The sequence below is a fragment of the Streptomyces sp. NPDC050439 genome, from assembly GCF_040655335.1.
Lineage (GTDB): Bacteria > Actinomycetota > Actinomycetes > Streptomycetales > Streptomycetaceae > Streptomyces.
The window spans coordinates 1-19,811 of record NZ_JBFAJT010000010.1; the positions used below are offsets into that span (position 1 = coordinate 1).

At 67.0% G+C, this 19,811-nt stretch carries 18 protein-coding genes and 3 pseudogenes; 15 read left to right on the forward strand and 6 right to left on the reverse strand.

Annotated features, from left to right (window positions below; genetic code table 11):
* Positions 1–434: 434 nt before the first annotated feature.
* A pseudogene (locus AB0I66_RS34580) lies at positions 435–1,004 on the reverse strand (hypothetical protein); the annotation flags it as partial.
* A gap of 229 nt (positions 1,005–1,233) precedes the next feature.
* Between AB0I66_RS34580 and dksA the strand changes: the two are divergent.
* On the forward strand, positions 1,234–1,677 hold the full coding sequence (gene dksA / locus AB0I66_RS34585; RefSeq protein WP_363211984.1) for an RNA polymerase-binding protein DksA: 444 nt from the start codon (positions 1,234–1,236) through the stop codon (positions 1,675–1,677).
* 625 nt (positions 1,678–2,302) lie between these two features.
* The gene (locus tag AB0I66_RS34590; RefSeq protein WP_363211985.1) at positions 2,303–2,836 is read left to right on the forward strand and encodes an NUDIX hydrolase; all 534 of its coding nucleotides are present in this window, start codon (positions 2,303–2,305) and stop codon (positions 2,834–2,836) included.
* Here the strand turns inward: AB0I66_RS34590 and AB0I66_RS34595 are convergent.
* Positions 2,814–4,151 (reverse strand): helix-turn-helix transcriptional regulator, encoded by a 1,338-nt coding sequence (locus AB0I66_RS34595; RefSeq protein WP_363211986.1) that lies wholly within the window; start codon positions 4,149–4,151, stop codon positions 2,814–2,816. The two genes, AB0I66_RS34590 and AB0I66_RS34595, sit on opposite strands and share 23 nt — an antisense overlap.
* Before the next feature lie 238 nt (positions 4,152–4,389).
* Between AB0I66_RS34595 and AB0I66_RS34600 the strand changes: the two genes are divergently transcribed.
* The 11 genes and pseudogenes from AB0I66_RS34600 to AB0I66_RS34650 all read left to right on the forward strand — a co-directional run bounded on the left by AB0I66_RS34600 (position 4,390) and on the right by AB0I66_RS34650 (position 13,163).
* Positions 4,390–4,878 carry an ATP-binding protein gene (locus AB0I66_RS34600; protein WP_363211987.1) on the forward strand — a complete coding sequence of 163 codons (489 nt, stop codon included), beginning with the start codon at positions 4,390–4,392 and terminating at the stop codon, positions 4,876–4,878.
* Entirely contained in the window at positions 4,875–5,303 is a 429-nt protein-coding gene (locus tag AB0I66_RS34605; RefSeq protein ID WP_363211988.1) for a DUF6415 family natural product biosynthesis protein, read from the forward strand. The genes AB0I66_RS34600 and AB0I66_RS34605 overlap by 4 nt, the downstream gene beginning before the upstream one ends.
* A pseudogene (locus AB0I66_RS34610) lies at positions 5,303–5,722 on the forward strand (DUF6302 family protein); the annotation flags it as partial. The gene AB0I66_RS34605 and the pseudogene AB0I66_RS34610, both read left to right, overlap by 1 nt.
* Positions 5,723–5,839: 117 nt before the next feature.
* Positions 5,840–6,040 carry a DUF5999 family protein gene (locus tag AB0I66_RS34615; RefSeq protein ID WP_363212357.1) on the forward strand — a complete coding sequence of 67 codons (201 nt, stop codon included), beginning with the start codon at positions 5,840–5,842 and terminating at the stop codon, positions 6,038–6,040.
* A complete protein-coding gene (locus tag AB0I66_RS34620) occupies positions 6,037–6,690 on the forward strand; it encodes a hypothetical protein (protein WP_363211989.1) in 654 nt (217 codons plus the stop codon). Before AB0I66_RS34615 ends, AB0I66_RS34620 begins: the two co-directional genes overlap by 4 nt.
* A gap of 136 nt (positions 6,691–6,826) precedes the next feature.
* On the forward strand, positions 6,827–7,402 hold the full coding sequence (locus tag AB0I66_RS34625) for a hypothetical protein (protein WP_363211990.1): 576 nt from the start codon (positions 6,827–6,829) through the stop codon (positions 7,400–7,402).
* Positions 7,399–8,049, forward strand: a complete 651-nt coding sequence (locus AB0I66_RS34630) for a hypothetical protein (RefSeq protein ID WP_363211991.1) — start codon at positions 7,399–7,401, stop codon at positions 8,047–8,049. Before AB0I66_RS34625 ends, AB0I66_RS34630 begins: the two co-directional genes overlap by 4 nt.
* 89 nt (positions 8,050–8,138) lie before the next feature.
* Positions 8,139–8,942: a hypothetical protein gene (locus AB0I66_RS34635; RefSeq protein WP_363211992.1), complete on the forward strand. Its 804-nt coding sequence runs from the start codon at positions 8,139–8,141 to the stop codon at positions 8,940–8,942.
* A 12-nt stretch (positions 8,943–8,954) separates the two neighbouring features.
* Complete coding sequence (locus AB0I66_RS34640; protein ID WP_363211993.1) at positions 8,955–10,487, forward strand: radical SAM protein; 1,533 nt, start codon at positions 8,955–8,957, stop codon at positions 10,485–10,487.
* Complete coding sequence (gene tmk, locus AB0I66_RS34645; RefSeq protein WP_363211994.1) at positions 10,484–11,092, forward strand: dTMP kinase; 609 nt, start codon at positions 10,484–10,486, stop codon at positions 11,090–11,092. The genes AB0I66_RS34640 and tmk overlap by 4 nt, the downstream gene beginning before the upstream one ends.
* Before the next feature lie 1,087 nt (positions 11,093–12,179).
* The gene (locus AB0I66_RS34650; RefSeq protein ID WP_363211995.1) at positions 12,180–13,163 is read left to right on the forward strand and encodes a pentapeptide repeat-containing protein; all 984 of its coding nucleotides are present in this window, start codon (positions 12,180–12,182) and stop codon (positions 13,161–13,163) included.
* 9 nt (positions 13,164–13,172) lie between these two features.
* On the opposite strand, the pseudogene AB0I66_RS34655 reads toward AB0I66_RS34650, so the two are convergent.
* From AB0I66_RS34655 to AB0I66_RS34665, 3 genes and pseudogenes are all read right to left on the reverse strand, one after another.
* Positions 13,173–13,492 (reverse strand): annotated as a pseudogene (locus AB0I66_RS34655) (IS5/IS1182 family transposase); the annotation flags it as partial.
* A gap of 156 nt (positions 13,493–13,648) precedes the next feature.
* Positions 13,649–14,197: a DUF4262 domain-containing protein gene (locus AB0I66_RS34660; protein ID WP_363211996.1), complete on the reverse strand. Its 549-nt coding sequence runs from the start codon at positions 14,195–14,197 to the stop codon at positions 13,649–13,651.
* Between the two features lie 174 nt (positions 14,198–14,371).
* Positions 14,372–15,142: a hypothetical protein gene (locus tag AB0I66_RS34665; RefSeq protein WP_363211997.1), complete on the reverse strand. Its 771-nt coding sequence runs from the start codon at positions 15,140–15,142 to the stop codon at positions 14,372–14,374.
* 545 nt (positions 15,143–15,687) lie between these two features.
* Between AB0I66_RS34665 and AB0I66_RS34670 the strand changes: the two genes are divergently transcribed.
* Both AB0I66_RS34670 and AB0I66_RS34675 read left to right on the forward strand, forming a co-directional pair.
* On the forward strand, positions 15,688–16,962 hold the full coding sequence (locus AB0I66_RS34670) for a serine hydrolase domain-containing protein (RefSeq protein WP_363211998.1): 1,275 nt from the start codon (positions 15,688–15,690) through the stop codon (positions 16,960–16,962).
* A gap of 607 nt (positions 16,963–17,569) precedes the next feature.
* Complete coding sequence (locus AB0I66_RS34675; RefSeq protein ID WP_363211999.1) at positions 17,570–17,824, forward strand: hypothetical protein; 255 nt, start codon at positions 17,570–17,572, stop codon at positions 17,822–17,824.
* A 1,309-nt stretch (positions 17,825–19,133) separates the two neighbouring features.
* On the opposite strand, the gene AB0I66_RS34680 is transcribed toward AB0I66_RS34675, so the two are convergent.
* Positions 19,134–19,778: a PAS domain-containing protein gene (locus tag AB0I66_RS34680; RefSeq protein ID WP_363212358.1), complete on the reverse strand. Its 645-nt coding sequence runs from the start codon at positions 19,776–19,778 to the stop codon at positions 19,134–19,136.
* Positions 19,779–19,811: the final 33 nt, after the last annotated feature.

The window sequence follows — 19,811 nt, forward strand, 5'->3', positions numbered from 1 at the left end:
CTCGACGTCGAAGGACCCGTGCGGATGCGGCAAACCACCCTCCCCGGCGCCATCACCGTCCTGCTCATCAGCGACGAAGCCGGGCGCATCAACCTCGTCGCCGTCATCGGGCCAGACACCGAAACCTGAACACGCTCCCGGGCCGCAGCGCACGGCCTGGGACACTCTGGCGCGCGTATTACCCCGCGTCGGGCAGACGGCGGTCAATCCGCCCGGACAGCGCCAGAGCCTGCTCGTGCTCCAGTCCGTTCCCGAGCGCCAGGATTCGCAGCATCTTGAGCGTGGACGAGCTGGGGGCGGTCTCGTCGGCGATCGCCTTCGCCCCGAGCCAGCAGGTGCCACAGCTCAACATCCAGCGGATCTTCCGGAGCGCGGCCACGCAAGGCAGTTCGTCCACGTTCATGCATCGCCAACACCGGTCGCCGCACCTGCACAAGTCCGTACTGCGCGGCTGTCCTGGTGGCCAGATCGAGGACGAGGTGCCCATCATCCCGGGTCGCTGCGCCGGAGAGCAGGATGTGGCCATGAGCGGTATCCAGTCGCACGCGTTGCATCGGGGAGTCGGTGATCCCGCTGTTGCGGGCGATGACGATGAGGTGCAGGGCTCCGGCAAGGTCGCCGGAGCCGCGGCGGGCGAGGGCGAGTTTCTGGTGGGCCACCGACCAGTCGTCGGCTTTCTGGAGGTCTTCGAAGTCGCGGGTCGCGGTCTGCATGACGCGGGTCGCATAGTCGTGGTGGCCGTTCTTGCTCAGCGCGGTCCCCACCCACAGCCGGGCTCTTGCGCGGTCGCGGCGCGAGAGCCGCTCGTCGACGGCGTGGGTTCCGTAGTGGTGGGCGGCGATCTCCAGCTTGCCGGACATCTCCGTGACAAGGGCGAGGGACAGGTCGAGGTGGGCAATGCGGCAGGGGATGTCGAGCTGGCTGAAGAAGGGGCGGGCGCCGGCGTTGGAGTGCTGGGCGGAGAGCGGGCCGAGGACGGCGCCCTGGTCCCGCTTGAGGCCGCCGGAGCCGTTGGGCGACACCACATCTGTTGCATCCCACCAGGGCCCCACCCAGATGTAGCCGTGGCGCGCGAGGAGTTGAGGGTCTGCTGGCAGAGGCACGGGTGGGGCCTGTTGGCGGCAGACCCGCTCTGGACGTGTCTACTTGACGGGTGACTCCGTTAGCGCTGGGAGTGTCAATCGATCGGCCAGTCGCGCCGAACGGCCGACCGGGCCCAGCACAGGAGGAATTTTGACCACCGAGAAGACCAAGATCGGGCAGACGCTGTACGGGGTCGAGCCGTACCAGGAGACCCGGGGCGAGGAGTACATGGGCGAGCCCATGCGCAAGCACTTCACGAACCTCCTCACGGCCTGGAAGCAGGAACTGACGGTCAGCGTGGATCGGACCGCCGATCACACGAAGGACAAGGCCGCGAATTTCGCCGACCCGGCTGACCGAGCCAGCCAAGAGGAGGAGTTCGCCCTGGAGCTCCGCAACCGCGACCGGGAGCGGAAGCTCTTCAAGAAGATCGACAAGACCTTGCAGAAGGTCCAAGACCAGGAGTACGGCTGGTGTGACTCCTGCGGGATCGAGATCGGCCTCCGTCGCCTGGAGCAGCGCCCCACCGCTGATCTCTGTTTCGACTGCAAGGAGATCTCGGAGAAGAAGGAGAAGACCGTCGGTAAGGGGTAGGTAGGCCAGACGGGCAACCCCCTGGGACATGCGAGGGCGACAACTGCCTGGTAAAAGTCGGCGGTTTCGTCGCAGTGGGTCGCGATGCCGCGCCACTGCGGCGGACGCTAACGACGCGGAGCGGAATCAGAGCAACATGGCGCCATTGTCATGACCGTTGTTGCCTGGCGGCCGTTGTTCGGGACTTGGCCACCCTGCGGCGCCAGGCTGGGCGAAAGCGCAGGCGACGATGCGTGGTGTCTTGTGCCGGTTGGCCCTACGGCGTGGGGTGTGGCGTGCGGGCAGCGCAGGAGTAGCAGAACAGATAGGGAGTGCCGGGGTAGTCCAAGACCCATACCCCTGTGCCGACTGTGGGTTCCTGGCATTCACCGCAGGTCAGCGGGTCGGGTGACGCTTGCCATGGGGCGCCGCCGCGCGCCATCAGGTGAGCATCGAAGTGGGACTCACCGCAGAGATGGCAACGGATGCTGCCCGGCTCGACCACGGCAAGGCAGGAGAGATCTGCCCCCCAAGGGAATGCCTTGCGGGTGGGGAACTTTCGTCAGGCTGACGCGAAACGGGTCTTTCCTGCTCAGGCCGTCCACCGGTCTGCGATCCTGTAGACCGATCGAGAGGGGCCGCAGGTATGGAGTGGAAGACCCACGGTGAACGACAGGTCTACGCCAACAAGTGGGTGAACCTGTGTTTGGTGGACGTCCAGCAGCCTGACGGGCGCAGGTGGGAGTACCACGTTGTGCGCCTTCGCCATCTGGCTGTGGCCGCCGTCGTGAACGATCGCCAAGAGGTCCTGATGATGTGGCGGCATCGCTTCATTACAAGCTCCTGGGCCTGGGAGTTGCCCATGGGCCTGGTGGAGGAGGGGGAGACTCCCGAGGAGGCGGTGGGTCGCGAGGTACTGGAGGAGACGGGTTACCGGGCCGGTCCCATCAAGGCGCTCGTCTACGCCGAGCCAGCCAACGGGATCACTGACTCACAGCACCATGTCTTCCGCATCGACGGCGCCACCTATTCGGGGCCGCCGACCGAGAAGAACGAGTCGGACCGCATCGAGTGGATTCCCCTCTCGCAGATCCGGGGAATGATCGACCGTAAGGAGATCGTGAGCAGCGGGTCGCTCGTCGGCCTGCTGTACCTGCTCATGGATGAATCGTTCCGCTGAGCGGCAGGAGGACCCGTAGCCGCGCCTCGAAGGCCAGGGCCACTGGCTCCTGCCGGTGCGGCGCCAACTGGTCGTAGAATTCCCTGAGATGGCCCGTCACCCGCTCTGATGCCACCGCGGACGCCGGGCCCAGGGCTTGCGTCGCCGTGTGGCATGCCTGGTCGAGCTTGCCTTGGTCCAGCTGTGTACGTGCCAGCCAGAACGTGTGGAATGCTCGGCCGCGCTGATTGGCGTGGTCTTCCCGCCGTAGCGCATCCGCGATCAGGGGCTCGGCGGTCGACGCCTCGCCGAGCCGCGCGTGGGCGATGCCGGTATCCACTATGAGCTTCGGCTCGTCGAAGTAGCTCACCCACGCAGGATCGAGGTCACCTGCCTGGATCTCCTCGAAGTAACGGTGCGCCTCCCCGATCGCCCGGCGGGTGGAGCCCCCATTTCCGAGAGTGGCGTGCGCGTAGGCCTCACGCATGGACAGCATCGAAAGCACACGTGGGGTGCTGCCGGCGACCGACCGAACCTGGTCCTGGGCAGCAGTAACAAACGCCAGTGAATCTGCGGGCTTGTCCTGGTAGGTCGCCTGAAGGCTCATGCAGGCCAGAACGTTGGCCATGGTCTGTCGATCATCAACCTCTCTGGCCAGTTGCAGCGCCTGGGTGAAATACGCGCGGGCCTGGTTGTACTGGCGCGCGTCGAAGTAGGTCCATCCGGCGAGGCGTGCCAACTCAGCCGCGACTCCGTGAAGGCCGCTCTGGATCGAGGGAGAACGGTTGTCCTTTAAGACACCGACCACGTAACGCAATTGCCCGACAATGGCCGGCCGCAGCGCCTCTCCCCCGTGCTGGTCGTCCCGGCGCCAATAGTCCTCGATGGACGACTGAAACGCCTCAAGCGTGGCCGTGCTGAGGGCCGCCCGAGTGGTCAACGCCAAGATGCTGTCAACGTCCGGACCAGGCAGTGATGTGGACGTTCTCGTCTCCGCTTGCAGCTCCTGCGGCTCCGCATGTTCGGTGATGGCCAGGGTCGGCGGTGTTTCCCAGGGCCGTCGCGCCAGCCCGAGCATATGGCCTGGGATGCGCAGACCGTCCGCGATGCGCTCGACAACGTCCATGTGAAGCAACTGACGGCGACCGGCGATGACTTCGCCGACCCGGCTCGGCGTCAGCTCGCATCTCCTAGCGATCATGGAGGGGTAGATGCCCGCCCTGGACTTCACCATCCGGAACACGCGGGCAAAGTCGCGTTCCCGGCACGCGTCGAGCATCTCCGGGTCAGTGAGCAGCCCGGCAGGAAGCTCCTGCGCACGGGCCGGCTTGGTCATCGCGACGCTCCCACGGACTACATAACGTTGCTTCCTGTCACCACTGGTGATGGTACCCAAGTTGGGTAATCAGCTGGGCCTTTCAGCACGGTCGGCGAACTCGCGACACTCCGGGCATGCCGAAAGAACAGATGCCAGTCAGACCTCGGGTACCGGGCATTTCGCCCCTCGCCCGCCCTCCAGCGCACCACGGCCTGTTCCGGCAGCCGCTGTGCGGGGATCACTGCGCAGCAGCGTCATGACGGCGACCCGGGCGGCCGGCGAGGCGACCCCGCTGCGCAACATGCCCGCTCGCGACGTGTGGGCCGTGTGCTTCTCCATCAGCCCCCGCAACGAGGACGGGCCGGTCCCCGTGCAGGACGCCATGCGCGTGTCGGAGATGCGCCGACTGGTCAGAGCGCGCCTGGAGTACTGCTGTCTTTCCGCATTGGCCGATGACGTCACGCTACTCGTCTCCGAGTTGGTCACGAACGCTATCGAGCACAACCACGGCCGAACCGACATTGCGCTGTCGCTCACGCTCGTCGACGGACGCCTGCATCTGGAAGTGCAGGACGGGACCAGCCAGCCTCCCAAAGTGCAACGGCCCAGCGAGGACGCCGAAACCGGCCGCGGGCTCCTCATCGTTCAGGCAGTGACCGAGGCTCGCAGCGGCAGATGGGGCTCCAGCCCGGACGGCGAGAGGACCTGGTGCACGATTCCCGTTGCCACGGGGAGCGAACAATGAGCGCGGCCGCGCCCGCCAGGAGGGCCGCCTCGCCAGCCCCCGCGTGGCAATCCCCCCTCAGCCAGAACGAGCTGCGGCGTGTCCTGGAACGGATCACCGCTCAGGAGCCCTTCCTCGTCGATGCGATCTTTGACGACCTCGACGCGTCGATCGGTAGCCAGGCGCCAACAGCGGCTACCGCCGGGGTATTGATTGAGCGGCTTCGTAGACACCTGAAGCGGCTCAGTGACATCGCTGTCGCCGACCCGTCGTATCCGCCCACCGAAGAGATGGGCCGCCTCATCAACCTCGGGCGCCCCCTGCATGACGAGCCTCTACCGGCCAACCACCAAGAGGCCGTCGGCCTTGCCCGGCGACTGGCCTTCGTGGTCTCCGACCTAGTCGAAGCACTGCTCGAGACCCGCTCCATCAAAGGAGCCGAGTGATGCACACTCTCTCGCGCCCTCCGGTGACCGTCACCCTCGTGCCCCCGCAAAAGGCGTACGACTACGACCTCTACGCGGATCGCCTCGCGGACCTGCGGCTCCTGGAAGCGAGCGCGGCCGTAGGGAGCTTGCGCATGCCCTTCCTCGCTGTGCCCGTCGAGGGGACACGGCGAGGTGGGTATCTCTCAGTGGCGTGCCCATGCGTCGGGCTGAAGATCTGCGACGCCCTGAGCGATCGTCCCGGCTTCCCAAACCTGCACCTACGGCCATCTCCCTACCCAGACACCGCCGACGTCGTGGAGTGGGGAGAGCCATCGCCTGCGCACGGGCGCGACTGCGGTGACGTCACCCTCGGCCGCTTCTACGGCTACAGCAAACGCGCGATCACCGCGTTCATAAACCCCCGCGCCAGCGCCCTGCACGTCACGTCCTCCAGACGCCCTCTTCGGCGCCCAACCACCGCTCCCCCGCGGCCCCGTAGGGCCGCCGAAGAGGGCTCCCTTCCCACCGCACGACCGAGAGGAAGCGCGACGCACATGTGCCAGCACAAGCCCCCATGCCCCACGGCTGACCAGCCGGATCGCGAGGCCGTCCAGCCCCAGGCGCGTGGCGACGTCATGGGCTGGACGCTGCTTTGCAACGGCACGATCGATTTCGACGACCGAGGCGGGATACTGCCCAACGGCTCGGTCATCGCCTCGCACCGCCCCGTCGGGCTGACGGGAGCAGCCGAGTGAACACGACGCAGCACGGCGTCATCCCCTATATCACCGGGCGCGAGGGAGAAGAGGCCGATTCCTTCCTCTCCCTACGCGCCGCCTTCGACCTTCGGGGCAACACGCGTCTGGGCTACTGGGACGAGACGCCGGAGGACCGTGATGTGCGCGGCGTCCTATGGGCCCGTGTATCGCAGTCGATCGGAGCCGACCGGCTGCCGACCGGCGAACCCAAGTGGCGCCTGATCCACCCCTCCCGGCAGCGCGAGTGCATGCTCAAGCTCAAGTGCCAGGTATGCGTCGCCCCCGCCCGGACCCCAGAGGGCATCCTGTTCCTGGAAAGCAAGAAACAGGGCATCCCCACGCCGAGCACCACGATCCGAACCGCCCAGCCACCACTCTGCCAACGGCACGCGCGGACGGCCGCGAAACGGTGCCCCTACCTCGCAGAGCACGGGCACGTCGCGCTGCTGGCGCAGAGTGCACGGATGTACGGCGTGATCGGAACGCCCTATGCGTACACCAGCAAGGGCATCCACGCCCTGGCAGCCGACGACGTCCCCATCCCCTACGGAGACCCGGCCCTGCGGTGGGTCCTGGCCTCCCAGATGGTCCGCACCCTGCGCAGCTTCACCATCGTGGACCTGAACGACCTCGCGCCTGCCGCCTAGCCCCCAGACAGCTGCTCGGTGAGCCGGATGGCTCCTGACTGCTCATCGAGCGGCGCACGACCCTCGGCGCCCGGTTTCGCGCCCCCCATCGGCCCGGCGCCGGGCCGCTCCCCATCCCGCTGATGAAGGACACCTCGTGGACGTTCTCCTGCCCGCCCTCGTCGACCGGCTGCTCGGCCATGGCCCAGACCCCGGCGAGATCCCGGAGGTCCCCGCGGACGACGTCACCGGCTGGCTCGTCCCGTTGGCCACCCGGCTCCTTGGCCTGTTGGAACAACGCACACCCAAAGCCCCCAACGCCTTCCTCGCACACGGCTTCGCCTGCCTGCCACTGACCAGCCACGACGGCGGCAGCCTCTCTCTGCGCCTTGCCTACGAACCTGCGTGGACGCCGTGGCCGATCACTTCCAGCGCCGTCGTCCTGACGGTCACAGGCTCCCTCGGCCTGGAGGTGTACCAGCGTCCCGACGACGTCCAGGCGTGCCGCCCTCAGTACGCGCGCACCTTCGGCCCCGAGCAGGTCTTTGCAGCGCACCCTGGCACCCTGTGCGCGCTGCGCAGCAGCCCCGGAGCCATGCACGTTCTGGCCGCCGCACAGCCCGAGGCCGGGCCGATCGGACCGGTCCCGTTCGACGGGGCCGCGGTGCTGGCCCACCGTGCTCGCTGGGTTCTCCAACGGGCCGTTGGCGCCGGCTGTGGCGGTGGACGATGAGCTGGCTCGCCGAGGTCCCCTCCCTGGACACCCTGGATCTGCGCGACGTGCAGCGGATCAGTCACGAACTCCTGGACCACCTGGCAGGCGACCGCAAGCTGCTGACGCGGCTGGTGGATGAGATCCCCGACGACGCCGACCTGATGGCGAACAGCCGCGTCACACTGCTCCTGCACCGGCTAGCCCTCTACCAGGCACCCGAGCGCGGGTTCGAGATCCGCATGAACATGAACCCCCGCCCGGGCAACCAGCGTGTCCCTCACGATCACTGCCACGCCTTCGCCACGCGCGTCCTCACCGGTGGCTATGTGCACGTCGTCCGTCGCCGCACCGATGGCTGGGAGGGCCCCTTCACCGGCGACGACCTGGAGCTAAGCATCGTGACCTTCGAACGTCCCGGCGACTCCTACACCCTGGGGCACCCGATGGTGCACCAGGCCGCGATGGAGCCGGGCACCGTGACCCTGGTCGTCCGCGGCCCCCGCCGTAAAAGCCGCTCCAACGCCGTCGCCGAACTGATGCCCCCGCGCGACACCTGGCCGGGTCCGGCCGTGCCGGGCAGACAGGCCGTCGCATCCCGGCCCGCGAGCGTGGGCGAGTACCGGCTGATGCGCACTTACCTGTTAAGACGCGGCCTCATCGACTGATCCAGGCCCGCTGTCCCTAGCCGTGCGCGCCGCACCGCCGTGACGCGAGAGGCTACGGCGCACCAACCGCACCACACGAGGAGCACTTGATGACGGGCGTTTTGACGACCGATCACCCCGCCTGGATCGGCACCGGGGCCGCAGGCCGCGCACGCGCGGTACGCACCGCCTCCGGACTCTGGGTCTTGTCGTGGGACCGCGAGGGCCTGCATATGACCTGCGTGCACGGAATGGAGGACGACAAGCCGAGGGTCGTCACCGCCGACCCCGCGCGTCTGCCCGGCACCGTCCCCGCCGCGCTCAAGGCCGGTCTCGACGAGCTCGGCCCGACGCAGCGGCTGGCCAATCCGTGGCTCTGGGACGCGATCACGACCGCCATCCTTCGGCAGGTCGTGCGCGCCGTGCAGGCCCGCAAGCTCTACCGGAACTGGTGCAAGGCCTACGGCACCACCATCGACACCCCGCACGGTGAGCTGTACGTCGCCCCCACCGCCGAGGACGTCCTGGCGCTAGAGGAACAGCAATTCACGGACGTGGGCGCCAAGTTCCACCGCTCCGTCCTCCAGGCCGCCGCAACCCATCATGAGCGGCACTTTTGGCACTGGCAGCGGATGACGGCCGCCGACCTGGTGGCCGCGCTGACCAGCATCCCGCGCATCGGCCCGTGGACCGCGGCCGCCGCAGCTGCGGACTACAGCGGCGACTTCAGCATCTACCCGCACGACGACCTCGCCGTACGCACCTGGGCCGCGCAGATCGCACCCCAACACGCCTGGCCCGACAAGAAGGACAAAGCCTTTGGCCCAATGTGGGCCGCCATGGCCGAAAACGACAGCACCGCCCTGCACACCCTGACCCTCTCGACCCTCACCTGGGGCTCACACGCTCCATGACCAGGAGGATCAATGTCCCAGTTACCGCTGATCGCAGGCGCCGATCCGGCCCAAACGCTCGACGCGGTGTTCGTCAGCGCGCCGTTGCGCGACTACGACCAACGGCCGCGCACCAACGACTACACGCTGCCGGTCCTGGGCATGGCATACGCGCAGCAGGCCGGCTTCAACGTGGGCGTACTGGACGCCGAAGCCCACGGGCTCGGCATCACCGAGACGGCGAAGATCGTCAACGCTGCGGGGCCGCGGTGGGCGGCCATGAGCCTCCTCGCCCCCACCTATGAGATGTCCGTACGCATCGCGGCGCAGCTCGATCCCGCCATCGCGCTGATGGTCGGCGGTCACCACGCCAAGGCCATGCCGGAGCGCGTGCTAGCCGATCCGCGCATGGCCAACCTGAGGGCACTGGTCCTCGGCGAAGGCGAGCTGCGGGTTACCGCCCTCCTCGCAGACGAGCAGAACCGACGCGAACTGCCCGGCGTCATGTGGCGGGATCGGCTGCTCGGAACTCGGGCGGCCGGCCTGACGGCCGACAAGGAGCAGAGGGCCCGGATGCTCGGCCCGGACATCAACGCCCTGCCCTACGTCAACCGCGCGTTCCTCCCACAAGACCCCTACCGGGCTGCTCCTACAAGGACGGACCGTCGTCTGGCCCTGCGCCGCGGCGCCGTGCACCTGCAAAACGCGGCCCACACCGGGCACATGGAGGCGAACATCGTCGGATCCAGGGGCTGCCCCTACAACTGCGCCTTCTGCGGCGCAGCGGTCAGCGCCAATCCCAATGCCCTGATCCGCGTCCGCGATCCGGAGAACATCATCGGGGAACTCGACATGCTGCACGACGAGTCCGGCGTGACCGCCTTCCGGTTCGTCGATGACCTGTTCCTCGGCGTCGGCCGGGTCATCGAGGAACAGATGCAGGCCTTCATCCGCCATCAGATCGGCGAGCGGTACGTGTGGGATGCCACCGGCCGCATCAACGTCCTGAACCGGGTATCCGACTTCGCTCTGGACCGCCTGTTCACCAACGGCCTTCACGAGGTCGCCCTGAGGGGCGAGTCCGGCAGTGACCGCATGCTCCAGGCCACGGCCAAACGCATCAACGCCGACATGACCGAGCGCGTCACCCGGCGTCTGCTCCAGCACGGCATCGACGTGAAGGGCTACTTCATCCTCGGATACCCCGACGAGAGCCACGACGACATCCAGGCGACCGTCCGCCACATCCGCACCCTGCGGCGCATCGCAGACGCCAGCCCGGGCAACGTACGCGTCAGCTCGTCCGAGTTCCGCCCCTACCCCGGAACCCCCGCCTGGCAGACCCTCACCGCGGCCGGCCACGATCCCGACGCGCTCCTTGCATACGACGACGTCGACCTGACCAACGACGGGGCCGAGGAGTCGATGCGTCAACGCGACGAGTTCAACTTCTCCGTCGGCATCCAGTTCGGTGACGTCCCCCTCGCCGAAGTCCGCTCGATCCTGGCCACCATCACCCGCGAGCAACACGAGCGCAGCCAGACACCGCAGAAAGACGCGGCATGACGCAGCGACGCGGCCTGTTCATCACCCTCGACGGACCCAGCGGCGTCGGCAAATCGACCGCCATTCAGGCCCTGCACCAAGAGCTGACTGCGCGCGGCACGGCCGTCCACACGACGGCGGAGCCCTCCACCAGCATCCTCGGCGCCTTCACCCGCCAAAACGCCGACACCATCCACGGCTACGCCCTGGCCTGCCTGGTCACCGCAGACCGCTACGCCCACGTCGAGCAGGAAATCACGCCGTCCCTCAATGCCGGCGACACGGTCCTCTGTGACCGCTACCTCGCCTCAACACTGGTCCTGCAGCAGCTCGACGGCGTGCCGCTGTACTTCCTGCTCGACCTGAACGCAGACATCCTCATGCCCGATCTTGCGGTCATCCTGACCGCGTCACCCGATCTGATCGCCGAGCGGATAGCCCGGCGCGGAGTCCGCCACCACTTCCACCTGGACCCCACCATGCCCAGCCGCGAAGTCGACCTCTACACCCAGACCGCCCAGGCCCTCACCGACGAGAACGTCAAGGTTCTGACCATCGACAGCACTCACGCCACCCCGCCCCAGATCGCAACCACCATCGCCGACGCCCTCCCTCAACCCCGGTAGCGTCAGCAGTCCCACCAAACCCGCCGCCCCCCCAGGGACATGAACCCGCAACCCGCGCAACCCATCATCGACACCCACGTCATCCTCCGCGACGGCGACAAACTGCTCTTCTCCCAGCGCGGCGACCCCCTACGGCTACGGCCGCTGGCACATGCCCTCAGGAAAGCTCGACCGAGGCGAGCCCCTGCGCGCCGGGCGCACGCGAGCTGCTAGAAGAAACCGGGGTCGAGGTCGACCCCGACCACCTGCGCCTGGTCCACGTCGTGCACCACCAGCAAGACGAGACCCTGGAGCGCATCGGATTCTTCTTCCTGGCCACCCGGTGGAGCGGGGAGCCGGCCAACCGGGAACCGGGAACCGGCCAAAAGCCTGCAACTTGCATGGTTCAGCGTCCACGAACTGCCCCACGACGTCATCGAATACCCCAAGGAGGACTCCTCGGCTACCTCCAAGAACACGACGGCCTGACCGAGCACGGCTGGACGTAGACACTGCTCACCTCAGTGCACACCAGCCCGGCCCCGCAGCGGAAGATAGGGCCGGATCTGCACGCATTGCGCGCCGCGGGTACGGGGAGCGCATCTCGTCGATCAGCTCGCGCGTCTTCGCGGCACCGTCCGCGCGGATGGAGGGAGCACTTGACGGCGGTGAGTCCGCCGGTCGATCGTCGTCGCCATCGCGTCCCGCGCATGCAGCCTTGAGGGCCGGGGGGGCCGGCGCCACCGCCACACCGAAGCGTTCACCCTGGCGAGTGCATCAACTGCAAGTGGAAGCGATCCGCTATCTCCGCGTACTTGCCGGAGCCTTCGCACCCGCCAGGCCATCCAGATCGTTCAACGCCAACGCAGCCGCAGGACCGGGAACGTCAGCACCACGACGGTCTACGCGGTCACCAGCCTCACCGCCGAACGGGCCCGTCGACGGGAACGAGACTACCGCGTGCCCTTCGGACGGCGGCGGATCAGGAGCACACGACCCTCGTGCTGCACCACCCAGCGATCACCGCACTAGCGTTCAAGCTCAACTCCTGCTCTGAAGATGCCCGTTCACTGCCTGCAGTCCCCTGCACAGGGTCATCATGACCGGCATGAGCGATGACCACCCCGCCAAGAAGCCGCGACGCTGGTGGCACTGGAGTCTCGTAACCGCCGCCGCCCTCGCCTTCCTCGCGCTCCTCATCTGGGGCCCCTGGTGGATCGAAGGCCACCACCTCAAAGAGGGCGGGAAGCTCGTCTCGAGCGCCGGGATCATCATCACCGGCTTCCGCACCATGCTCATCGCCATCGTTGCCGGCCTCGTCGCAGCAGCCGGACTCTGGTACACGCACAAAAGCCATCAACAAACCGAGAAACTCTTCGATCACACACGAGAGAAAGACCGCGAACAAGCCGAACTCGCCCGAGAAGGCCAAGTCACCGGACGCTACGTCGAAGCGATCAAACTTCTCGGCTCGGACAAACTGCACGAACGACTCGGTGGTATATACAGCCTCGAACGAATCATGAACGACAGCGAGAAAGACCACGAAACGGTTGTCGAAGTCCTCGCCGCCTTGATCAGACTCCAGCCAGCCGACGCCGATCTACGCGCCAGAATCGCCCATGACGCACAAGCCGCCCTATCCGTTTTGGGCCGCCGACCAATCAGGCCTGAGCGGCTGAGAATCAACCTCACAGGCGCCGACCTGCGTTGGGCGGACCTCGACGACTGCCGTCTCTCCGGAGCCATCTTCAGGGGAGCAGACCTGACACACGCCCGTGGACACCGCGCCATACTCGACGCTGCCAACTTCACCCAGGCGATCCTCGTGCACACGGCACTGCTCGAATCTTCACTCCGGCATGCGGACTTGATTCAGACAACCCTACGCCACGCCAATTTCTCCAGGTCCGACCTCGCACAGGCCAATTTCATCTTCACTCACATGGACGGCGTCACCATGACCGGAACGAACCTCACGGACGCCCAATATCTCTACGAGAAAATGCTACTCACCTGCGTGCTCGACGAGCACACGAAACTATCCCGAGAATTGGCAAACAATCCGAAAATTCAAGAACGTCAACGCTAGGACCGAGTCCTACGTGGTCAGGCGGAAGAGTCGTTTGCAGCAACACAGGGCGGTTGCCAGTTCGAGAAGGGCCAGATAGTCGCAGGGATCGTGCTCGCACCGAGGGCTCAGACGTCGGTAGCCGGGCAGTCAAGACATCGGCCGCTCGAGCACCCAGCGGCGGTGGCCCCATCGTTCACCGGACTCGATGCCTTGCGTGCGATCCGCACTCCGATGCGTGTGCCACGTAACCGTTTCCGCAGGTCGGCACGGTCGTAGGCTTTGTCCGCATGGAGAGGCTGGGGCTTGAAGTGGCGAACACGGTGGGGATCGTGTCTCGGTCGCCCACCCTCACCCCGCTCGACCTCACACACCGGGGCACCCCGGCCAACCCCCTCCCCTCCCCCGCAACGCAGGGCCGCCGCAGCGGCGGTGGTCGATTCCGACCACCCGCGCGACAGTGGTGCAGCACTCGGGTGCCGGCTCGTCCCCGGGCACGCGGCGGATCAGAGTTCGCTCGTCCAGATGCCGACCGGATGGTCGCTCGGAGGCAGCCACAACTGGGGCTGCGACTCGCGATGGCTCTCCGCCGCCTGCTCATCGAAGTGGAAACGGCCCTGGGCATCAGGCCAGGCCACCTGCAGTACGGGGAGAGGCGGCCGCCGGTAGAACCTGATGGCCTGCCCGAAGAAGGTCCGGTGCCAGCCGTGATCAACCTGCCTGAGTGCGACTTGATGACCGATGACAACGTCCGCGCGGCTTTGGCCGGCAACCAGTTCTTCACCCGCGGCGGACTTCTCTGCCAAAGAGTTGAGCACGCGGTGCATGACGTGGACATCGAGCCCGAACATGGCCAGTTCAGGTCCACCGTGCGTGTGCGCGAGACCGATCGTGTAGGCGAACCCGGGGCCGATTTCGTCTTCGGGAACCATCACGACGTGCCATCCGTGCTGCTGCACATGCTTGATGACCGTCAGATCCCTACGGTCCCCTTCGTCCCGGTCACCGTAGTCATGGCAAAGGACACAGCGGCACCCAAACGGATCGTCAGTCATGGGTGGAGAGTACGAGGTGAGCCTGCACATCGAGCTTCAGGGTGTGCACCCCTCTCCCGGGCGCTGCATCCTGCATCCGGCAGATCAGGATGAGGGTGGGGTTCTTGGCGCTGATGTCTGAACACCCCTCTGGGAAGCCTTCAAGCGTTCCCAGAGGGGTGTTGGGCCGGGTTCCTACCGCACCACGACGTTGTCCGCGGCCGACGTCGAGGGCCCCGTGGTGGTGTTGCCGTAGTACGCCCAACGCCACACGCCCGTCTTGGACGCCTTCACGGTCGTTTTGAGAGCACCCGAGCCGTTGGCGTGGACCTTCTTCACCGTGGTGTAGGAGGTGGCTCCGCTGGGCTTGAACTGCAGGCTGACCAGGCGGCCCCCGTAGGAGGCGTACTTCTTGGTCTCCCAGTTGGCCCGCGTCACCTTGCCGGTCACGGTGATGGTCTTGCCCTTGGAAACCGGCTCGGGCGCAGCGTTCACACTCAGGCGAGAGTTTCGCTTGACGTAGGCGGTCAGACCCTTGTCGTCCGTGTCACCACCGCCGCCCTTGAAGGACACCTCGGCCGCGACCTTCCAGGCTCCGGCCTCACTGTTGCGCATGTCCCACACCGTGGGATCGAAGTACATCGTCTCGTTGAAGTCGCAGACGCCCGCGCCCGCCGCGTGGCAGTCGCTCGTTTCGATGGCGTGCCACAGCCGCTCACCCGTATTGCTATTCCCGCGGTAGAGGAACACCGCCGGCCACTTCCACGAACGAGTCGTCGTCATCCGGAAGGAAGTGGGCGCCGCGACCTCCTTGGACACCCCGACCACGATCGCCTTGCCGTCGTTCACCTGAACGCGGGTGAACGACACCCCGCCCTCGGCCGCCCCGGCCGGCACCGCGGCCACACCTGTGAGCACCGCCGCCGCCCCACCGGCCACGACAGCTCTCCATACCTTCTTGCCCACCTGAACCCCGATCTCTGTACCGAAAGGCGCCGGAAGGGCCTCCTCCGGCGCCTTTCAGACAGCCAACATCTTGATCGGGTTGTGCACCCGTAGATCACGATCAGGCATCAGAGGTCCTCCCTCAAGGCCCGCAGCAGGTTCCGGGACGGTCTACCGGCGTGTCTTTCACACCGCCGTTTCTGTGGGCCAAGGGCCGGTGGGCGATGCGCTCACGGGTGCGATAGCAGTCTTGCGTGAGGCCTTTCCGGCAGAGGTCCGTCGCTGCCTTCAAGGCTGAGAGAAGCTTCAGGCACGGGAGCGCAGGCAGGAGATGGTGTTGCCTGATCCCTCGCACCTTCGCGGCCGCGATCACGCACGGAACCGACGACGGTCCTCCTGATGAGAGTGCTCTGCTGCCGGTGGGAGCAGAACCGGACAGCTGGACCGCCTGGGAAGCGGACGGCAGCCCCTAGGGGAGGCCCCCAGTCCCCGTCCGGGCCATGTGCCACACCTTTCCGGGTCTTTCCTGATGGCGGCCAAGGCCTGCTCCTTGGTGAGCTGTTGTCATGAATCACCACACGAGCCAACACCGGCCGCGCGCACGGCAGAGCCCAGGCACACGCAAGCGCCCACGCCGGCCGACCGGGCCGCCCCTCGCCTTCGCCGCCCTCGCCCTCAGCGCGGTCGTGTTCGCCGCCACCCCCGCACCGACCGGGCCCGCCGGATTATCACCGCCGCACGGATCAGCCCATCTGCGGACGCAACGCATCCTGGACAAGATCGTTGAGGAAGGCACCCCCGGCGTCATCGCCCGTGTGCGCGACAGGGACGCAACGTGGAGTGGGCGGGCCGGAGTTCGGGACCTCAATTCCGAGCGGCCACGGCGACTTGACGAGCGGTTTCGGATCGCCAGCGTCACCAAAACGTTCACCGCCACGGTGCTGCTGCAACTGGAAGCCGAGGGAGAACTGTCGCTTGACGACAGCGTGGCCAAGTGGCTGCCCGGGGTAGTCCGAGGCAACGGCTACCGGCCCCGCAGCATCACGCTGCGCCACCTGCTCGACCACACCAGCGGCGTCTTCGACTACAACACCGACCCGGGGTTCCGCGCCCGGTATGCGGGAGACACGTTCGAGGACAACCGCTACCGCAGGTGGTCCCCCACACAGTTGGTGGACATCGCCCTGGCCCACCCGCCCACCTTCCAGCCCGAACAGGGCAGCAGGCCCGGCAAACCCGGACGGTGGGAGTACTCCGACACCAACTACATCCTGGCCGGCATGGTCATCGAGCAGGCCACCGGCCGCACCTACCGGCACGCCGTCGAGCGCCTCATCATCAACCCGCTCGGCCTGCAAGGAACGAGTGTGCCCGAGCGCTCCCCCGCCCTGCCCCGGCCGCACGCCGGGCACTACTCCACCCTCTTCGAAGACGGGCCGCAGGCCACGGTGCGCGATGTCACCACCTTCAGCCCGACCGTGGCCTACGCCGCCGGACAACTCATATCGACCACAAAAGACGTGAACACCTTCCTGTCCACACTGCTGGCCGGAAAGCTGCTGCCACCCGCCCAGCAACGCCAACTCCTCAACGCAGTCCCCGTCGACGGCGACAAAGGACACGGCGGCCCGCACGACCTCTACGGGCTGGGCCTGCGGCACTTCAAGCTCGACCAGGACTGTTGGGCGTGGGGCCATGGCGGCATGCTCCCCGGATCCGCCACCCGTGCCCTTGCCACCGCGGACGGCCGAAAGGTCATGACCATGAACCGCAACGGCGACTGGGGCGAGCAGAAATGGGAGGACGCCGCCGCCAAAAACGAGTTCTGCCCCACTCCATGACACACAGCCCGGGACCCGCCCCACTTGCCGCAGCCGACAAGACCAACGGCCGACCGGCATGGCTGGACAGCGCGGCGCGAACCAGCCGTGCAGAGCCCTACCTGCCCAACAGCACACGTGTGATCGCGCAACGGGCCGGCCCACGACTGCCGAAGGGAGAAGGAGGCAGAGCCGGCGAACCGCCCTACGCCGCCTCACCCCGACCACAGCCCTACCACCCAGGCGTTGCAAGGTCGTGACCGTGGTCGGGGTCCTGTGGTCGGCCGTCTGGTCGAGCCCCGTTGGTTTCCTCAACAGCAGTCAAAAGGCGCCCGACAGACCGCCGCGGGCCAGAAAGGCCAGGGACATCGCATGATCAGCCCCGCACCAGCCACTCCCGCCACGGGCCCGGCCCCCAGCCCCGTCAAGCCCCTGCGCAACCAGGCGCCGGCCACCCTCGCCCCGGCAGGACCCACCCAGCACTACGGCCAGCACCACGGCATGAGCAGCGAGCTAGCCACAGCCGACACCGAACGGAACGCTCCCGATACCCGCCCTCCAGCAAGCCCGCCACCAGTGATCCAGTCTCGCCCTTGGACCGCCGCCCTCGAACAAGGGGACTCACGCGATGAACGACTTCACCTGCGGAGCGTGCCACACACCCAGCACCGGCCGAGACATCTGCCAGGCCTGCGACACCCCCAGCCCCACCGCCACCCCACACGGCCAGACCGCCACCGCCTTCGCCGACGCCGCAGCCACCCGCCAAGCCCAAATCGAAGAAACCCAACGCGGCAACCACACCCTGGCCACCCACCTCGGCCACATCACCGACCTCCACCTCGACCACGCCCTGGCCCTACAACACCCCAACCCCAACTGAAACACCACGCACACCACCCACACCAACCGGTACAGCCACGGACAGCCGCAGCAAACCACACCCCGCACGCGCACCGAACCCACCGTGGCGAGCCAGCCGTGAGGAAGTGGGGTCGTGAGCTCGTGGGGCCACGTCACGCCGCCTCCCCTCCCCCGTCTACCCCCTACGACCAGGGCGCTTTCCCAGACCAAGCCACCCCATCCCCTGCAATTCCAAGACGCCACCCCGCTGACGCGCTTTCAGATCCCAGGCGCACGCCAAAGAGTGAAGCTGAAGCTGACATCGAGACACCACCAACGCAATCACTCGATACGCCCCTCACCCCACACCCCCAGGACCGACAAATTAGGCCCACATGGCCGCCAAAGGCAGCACCACACCACGCGGATGGCACACGCGAAACGATGGGCAACCTGCACATCCCACGCGACTCACTGGATGACCGCCCGGTCCTCAACCTCCTCGCCGGGCCGGTGGCGTACACGTCATGGCGCTGCCACCAGCCCAACCAAAACCAAGCAACCCTCAGCCGCTCGAGTCTGCCTCTTGTGGACCTCGATGCGGAGGAGTCCGCATGCTGCCTGCCCACACCTATATTGGCGAAGTGGACGAAGCCGAAGCCAGTGGCCAGGCGTGGAGAGACGAGGTGCGCGCCCGCCCGACGGCCGAGTAAGACCGGGACGCCCTGGCACGACTTGTAGAGGAGGGCGCGGACTCCTTCGAAATCGAGTTGTACGAGCACGCGGCGGACCCCCACGTGCTTTCCATTGATCGCGCTCAGAGGTCGCGGGCCGGGCAGCACGCCAGGCATGTACAGCGGCTTCAAGACCGCCAACAGCGCCACAGCAGTTGAGCAGCAGCCCTCCACCCCACCTCGATCGCCGGCCGGGGAGGCCGCAGCAGGCGCCCCCATGGGCACGCCCGCTGCTGTCGGTGCTGACGCTGGCCGAGGGCGCATGACGTGCTCGACCTGCTGGCTGCGGTCGGCCGGCCTGTTGCAACCGGAAAAGTAGAACCATGCCCCCCCCTCCGACTTGACGGACGACCGGCTCCAGCAGCATCCACCTCGCCAACAACACCGCGATGAGCATGAGCTCTCTCAGCCGGTACCCGCCGCCGTCCATAACGGCGGCATCCACAGATCCGACCAGCTCCCGCTCGACGCGGACGGCAGGCCCGCGGTGGACGTGCCGTCCGCGACCCGCGCGCGGATGGTTCTGCGCAACCCCGCGGCGGCACCCGTGCGGCGAGGTTCGACAGCAGCACCCCCGGCCGCCTCCACATGGTGTTTGTGCGGTTGGCGAGGTGGCTACTTCGTGTAGTTGTAGACAGTCGCCCGGGAGACTCCGAGCTGGTCCGCGATGAGCTGAGCGGAACTGCGGGTCTCAAAGAACCCCTTGTCATGCAGTTGCCGGACCAGTTCGCGCTTCTGCTCGCGGTTGAGGCCGCGGGGGGTGCTGGAGCGCGCAGCGGCGAAGGAGTCGATGTGTGACCGGAGTTCACGTCCGGTGCGGTCACGCAGCGTCTCCAGGGGCTCGCCTCGGTGTTCGGCGTCCGTGGCGACCAGGTTGGCAAGGGTCAGTGCCAGCGGGGACAGCGTGCTGACGTCCAGGTTCAGGCAGAGGGCCGCGACGTAACGCCCGTCAGCGTTTTTGATGCCGATCGAGGTGCTCTTGGCCGGGCGTCCGTCGGGGAACTGGTTGCTGTAATTCTGGATGACGCTGGGGTACTCGGGGTCCGCGATGCGGTGCAGCCCCAGCTCGGTGGCGGGGTCGCCGACCTGCCGCCCGGACAGGTTGTTCTCGATGGCGCGGATGGCGCTGTCGGGCCGGCGAAGATCGTGCAGGACGACTTCGCACAGGCCCGGGAACATGCGCCCGATGGCAACGGCGATGCGCTCGGCTTCTCGTACGAGGTGCTCGTCCTCCCCTACGGGGTCCTCGTCCTTCCCCACGAGGTGCTCGTCGGCGAGATCGCCTTCGGAAGG

Coding starts and splice junctions, on each gene's coding strand:
- AB0I66_RS34590 (WP_363211985.1), top strand. CDS start 2,303: ATGGAGTGGAAGACCCACGGTGAACGACAGGTCTACGCCAACAAGTGG.
- AB0I66_RS34595 (WP_363211986.1), bottom strand. CDS start 4,151: ATGACCAAGCCGGCCCGTGCGCAGGAGCTTCCTGCCGGGCTGCTCACT.
- AB0I66_RS34600 (WP_363211987.1), top strand. CDS start 4,390: ATGACGGCGACCCGGGCGGCCGGCGAGGCGACCCCGCTGCGCAACATG.
- AB0I66_RS34605 (WP_363211988.1), top strand. CDS start 4,875: ATGAGCGCGGCCGCGCCCGCCAGGAGGGCCGCCTCGCCAGCCCCCGCG.
- AB0I66_RS34615 (WP_363212357.1), top strand. CDS start 5,840: ATGTGCCAGCACAAGCCCCCATGCCCCACGGCTGACCAGCCGGATCGC.
- AB0I66_RS34630 (WP_363211991.1), top strand. CDS start 7,399: ATGAGCTGGCTCGCCGAGGTCCCCTCCCTGGACACCCTGGATCTGCGC.
- AB0I66_RS34635 (WP_363211992.1), top strand. CDS start 8,139: ATGACGGGCGTTTTGACGACCGATCACCCCGCCTGGATCGGCACCGGG.
- AB0I66_RS34640 (WP_363211993.1), top strand. CDS start 8,955: ATGTCCCAGTTACCGCTGATCGCAGGCGCCGATCCGGCCCAAACGCTC.
- tmk (WP_363211994.1), top strand. CDS start 10,484: ATGACGCAGCGACGCGGCCTGTTCATCACCCTCGACGGACCCAGCGGC.
- AB0I66_RS34650 (WP_363211995.1), top strand. CDS start 12,180: ATGAGCGATGACCACCCCGCCAAGAAGCCGCGACGCTGGTGGCACTGG.
- AB0I66_RS34660 (WP_363211996.1), bottom strand. CDS start 14,197: ATGACTGACGATCCGTTTGGGTGCCGCTGTGTCCTTTGCCATGACTAC.
- AB0I66_RS34670 (WP_363211998.1), top strand. CDS start 15,688: ATGAATCACCACACGAGCCAACACCGGCCGCGCGCACGGCAGAGCCCA.
- AB0I66_RS34675 (WP_363211999.1), top strand. CDS start 17,570: ATGAACGACTTCACCTGCGGAGCGTGCCACACACCCAGCACCGGCCGA.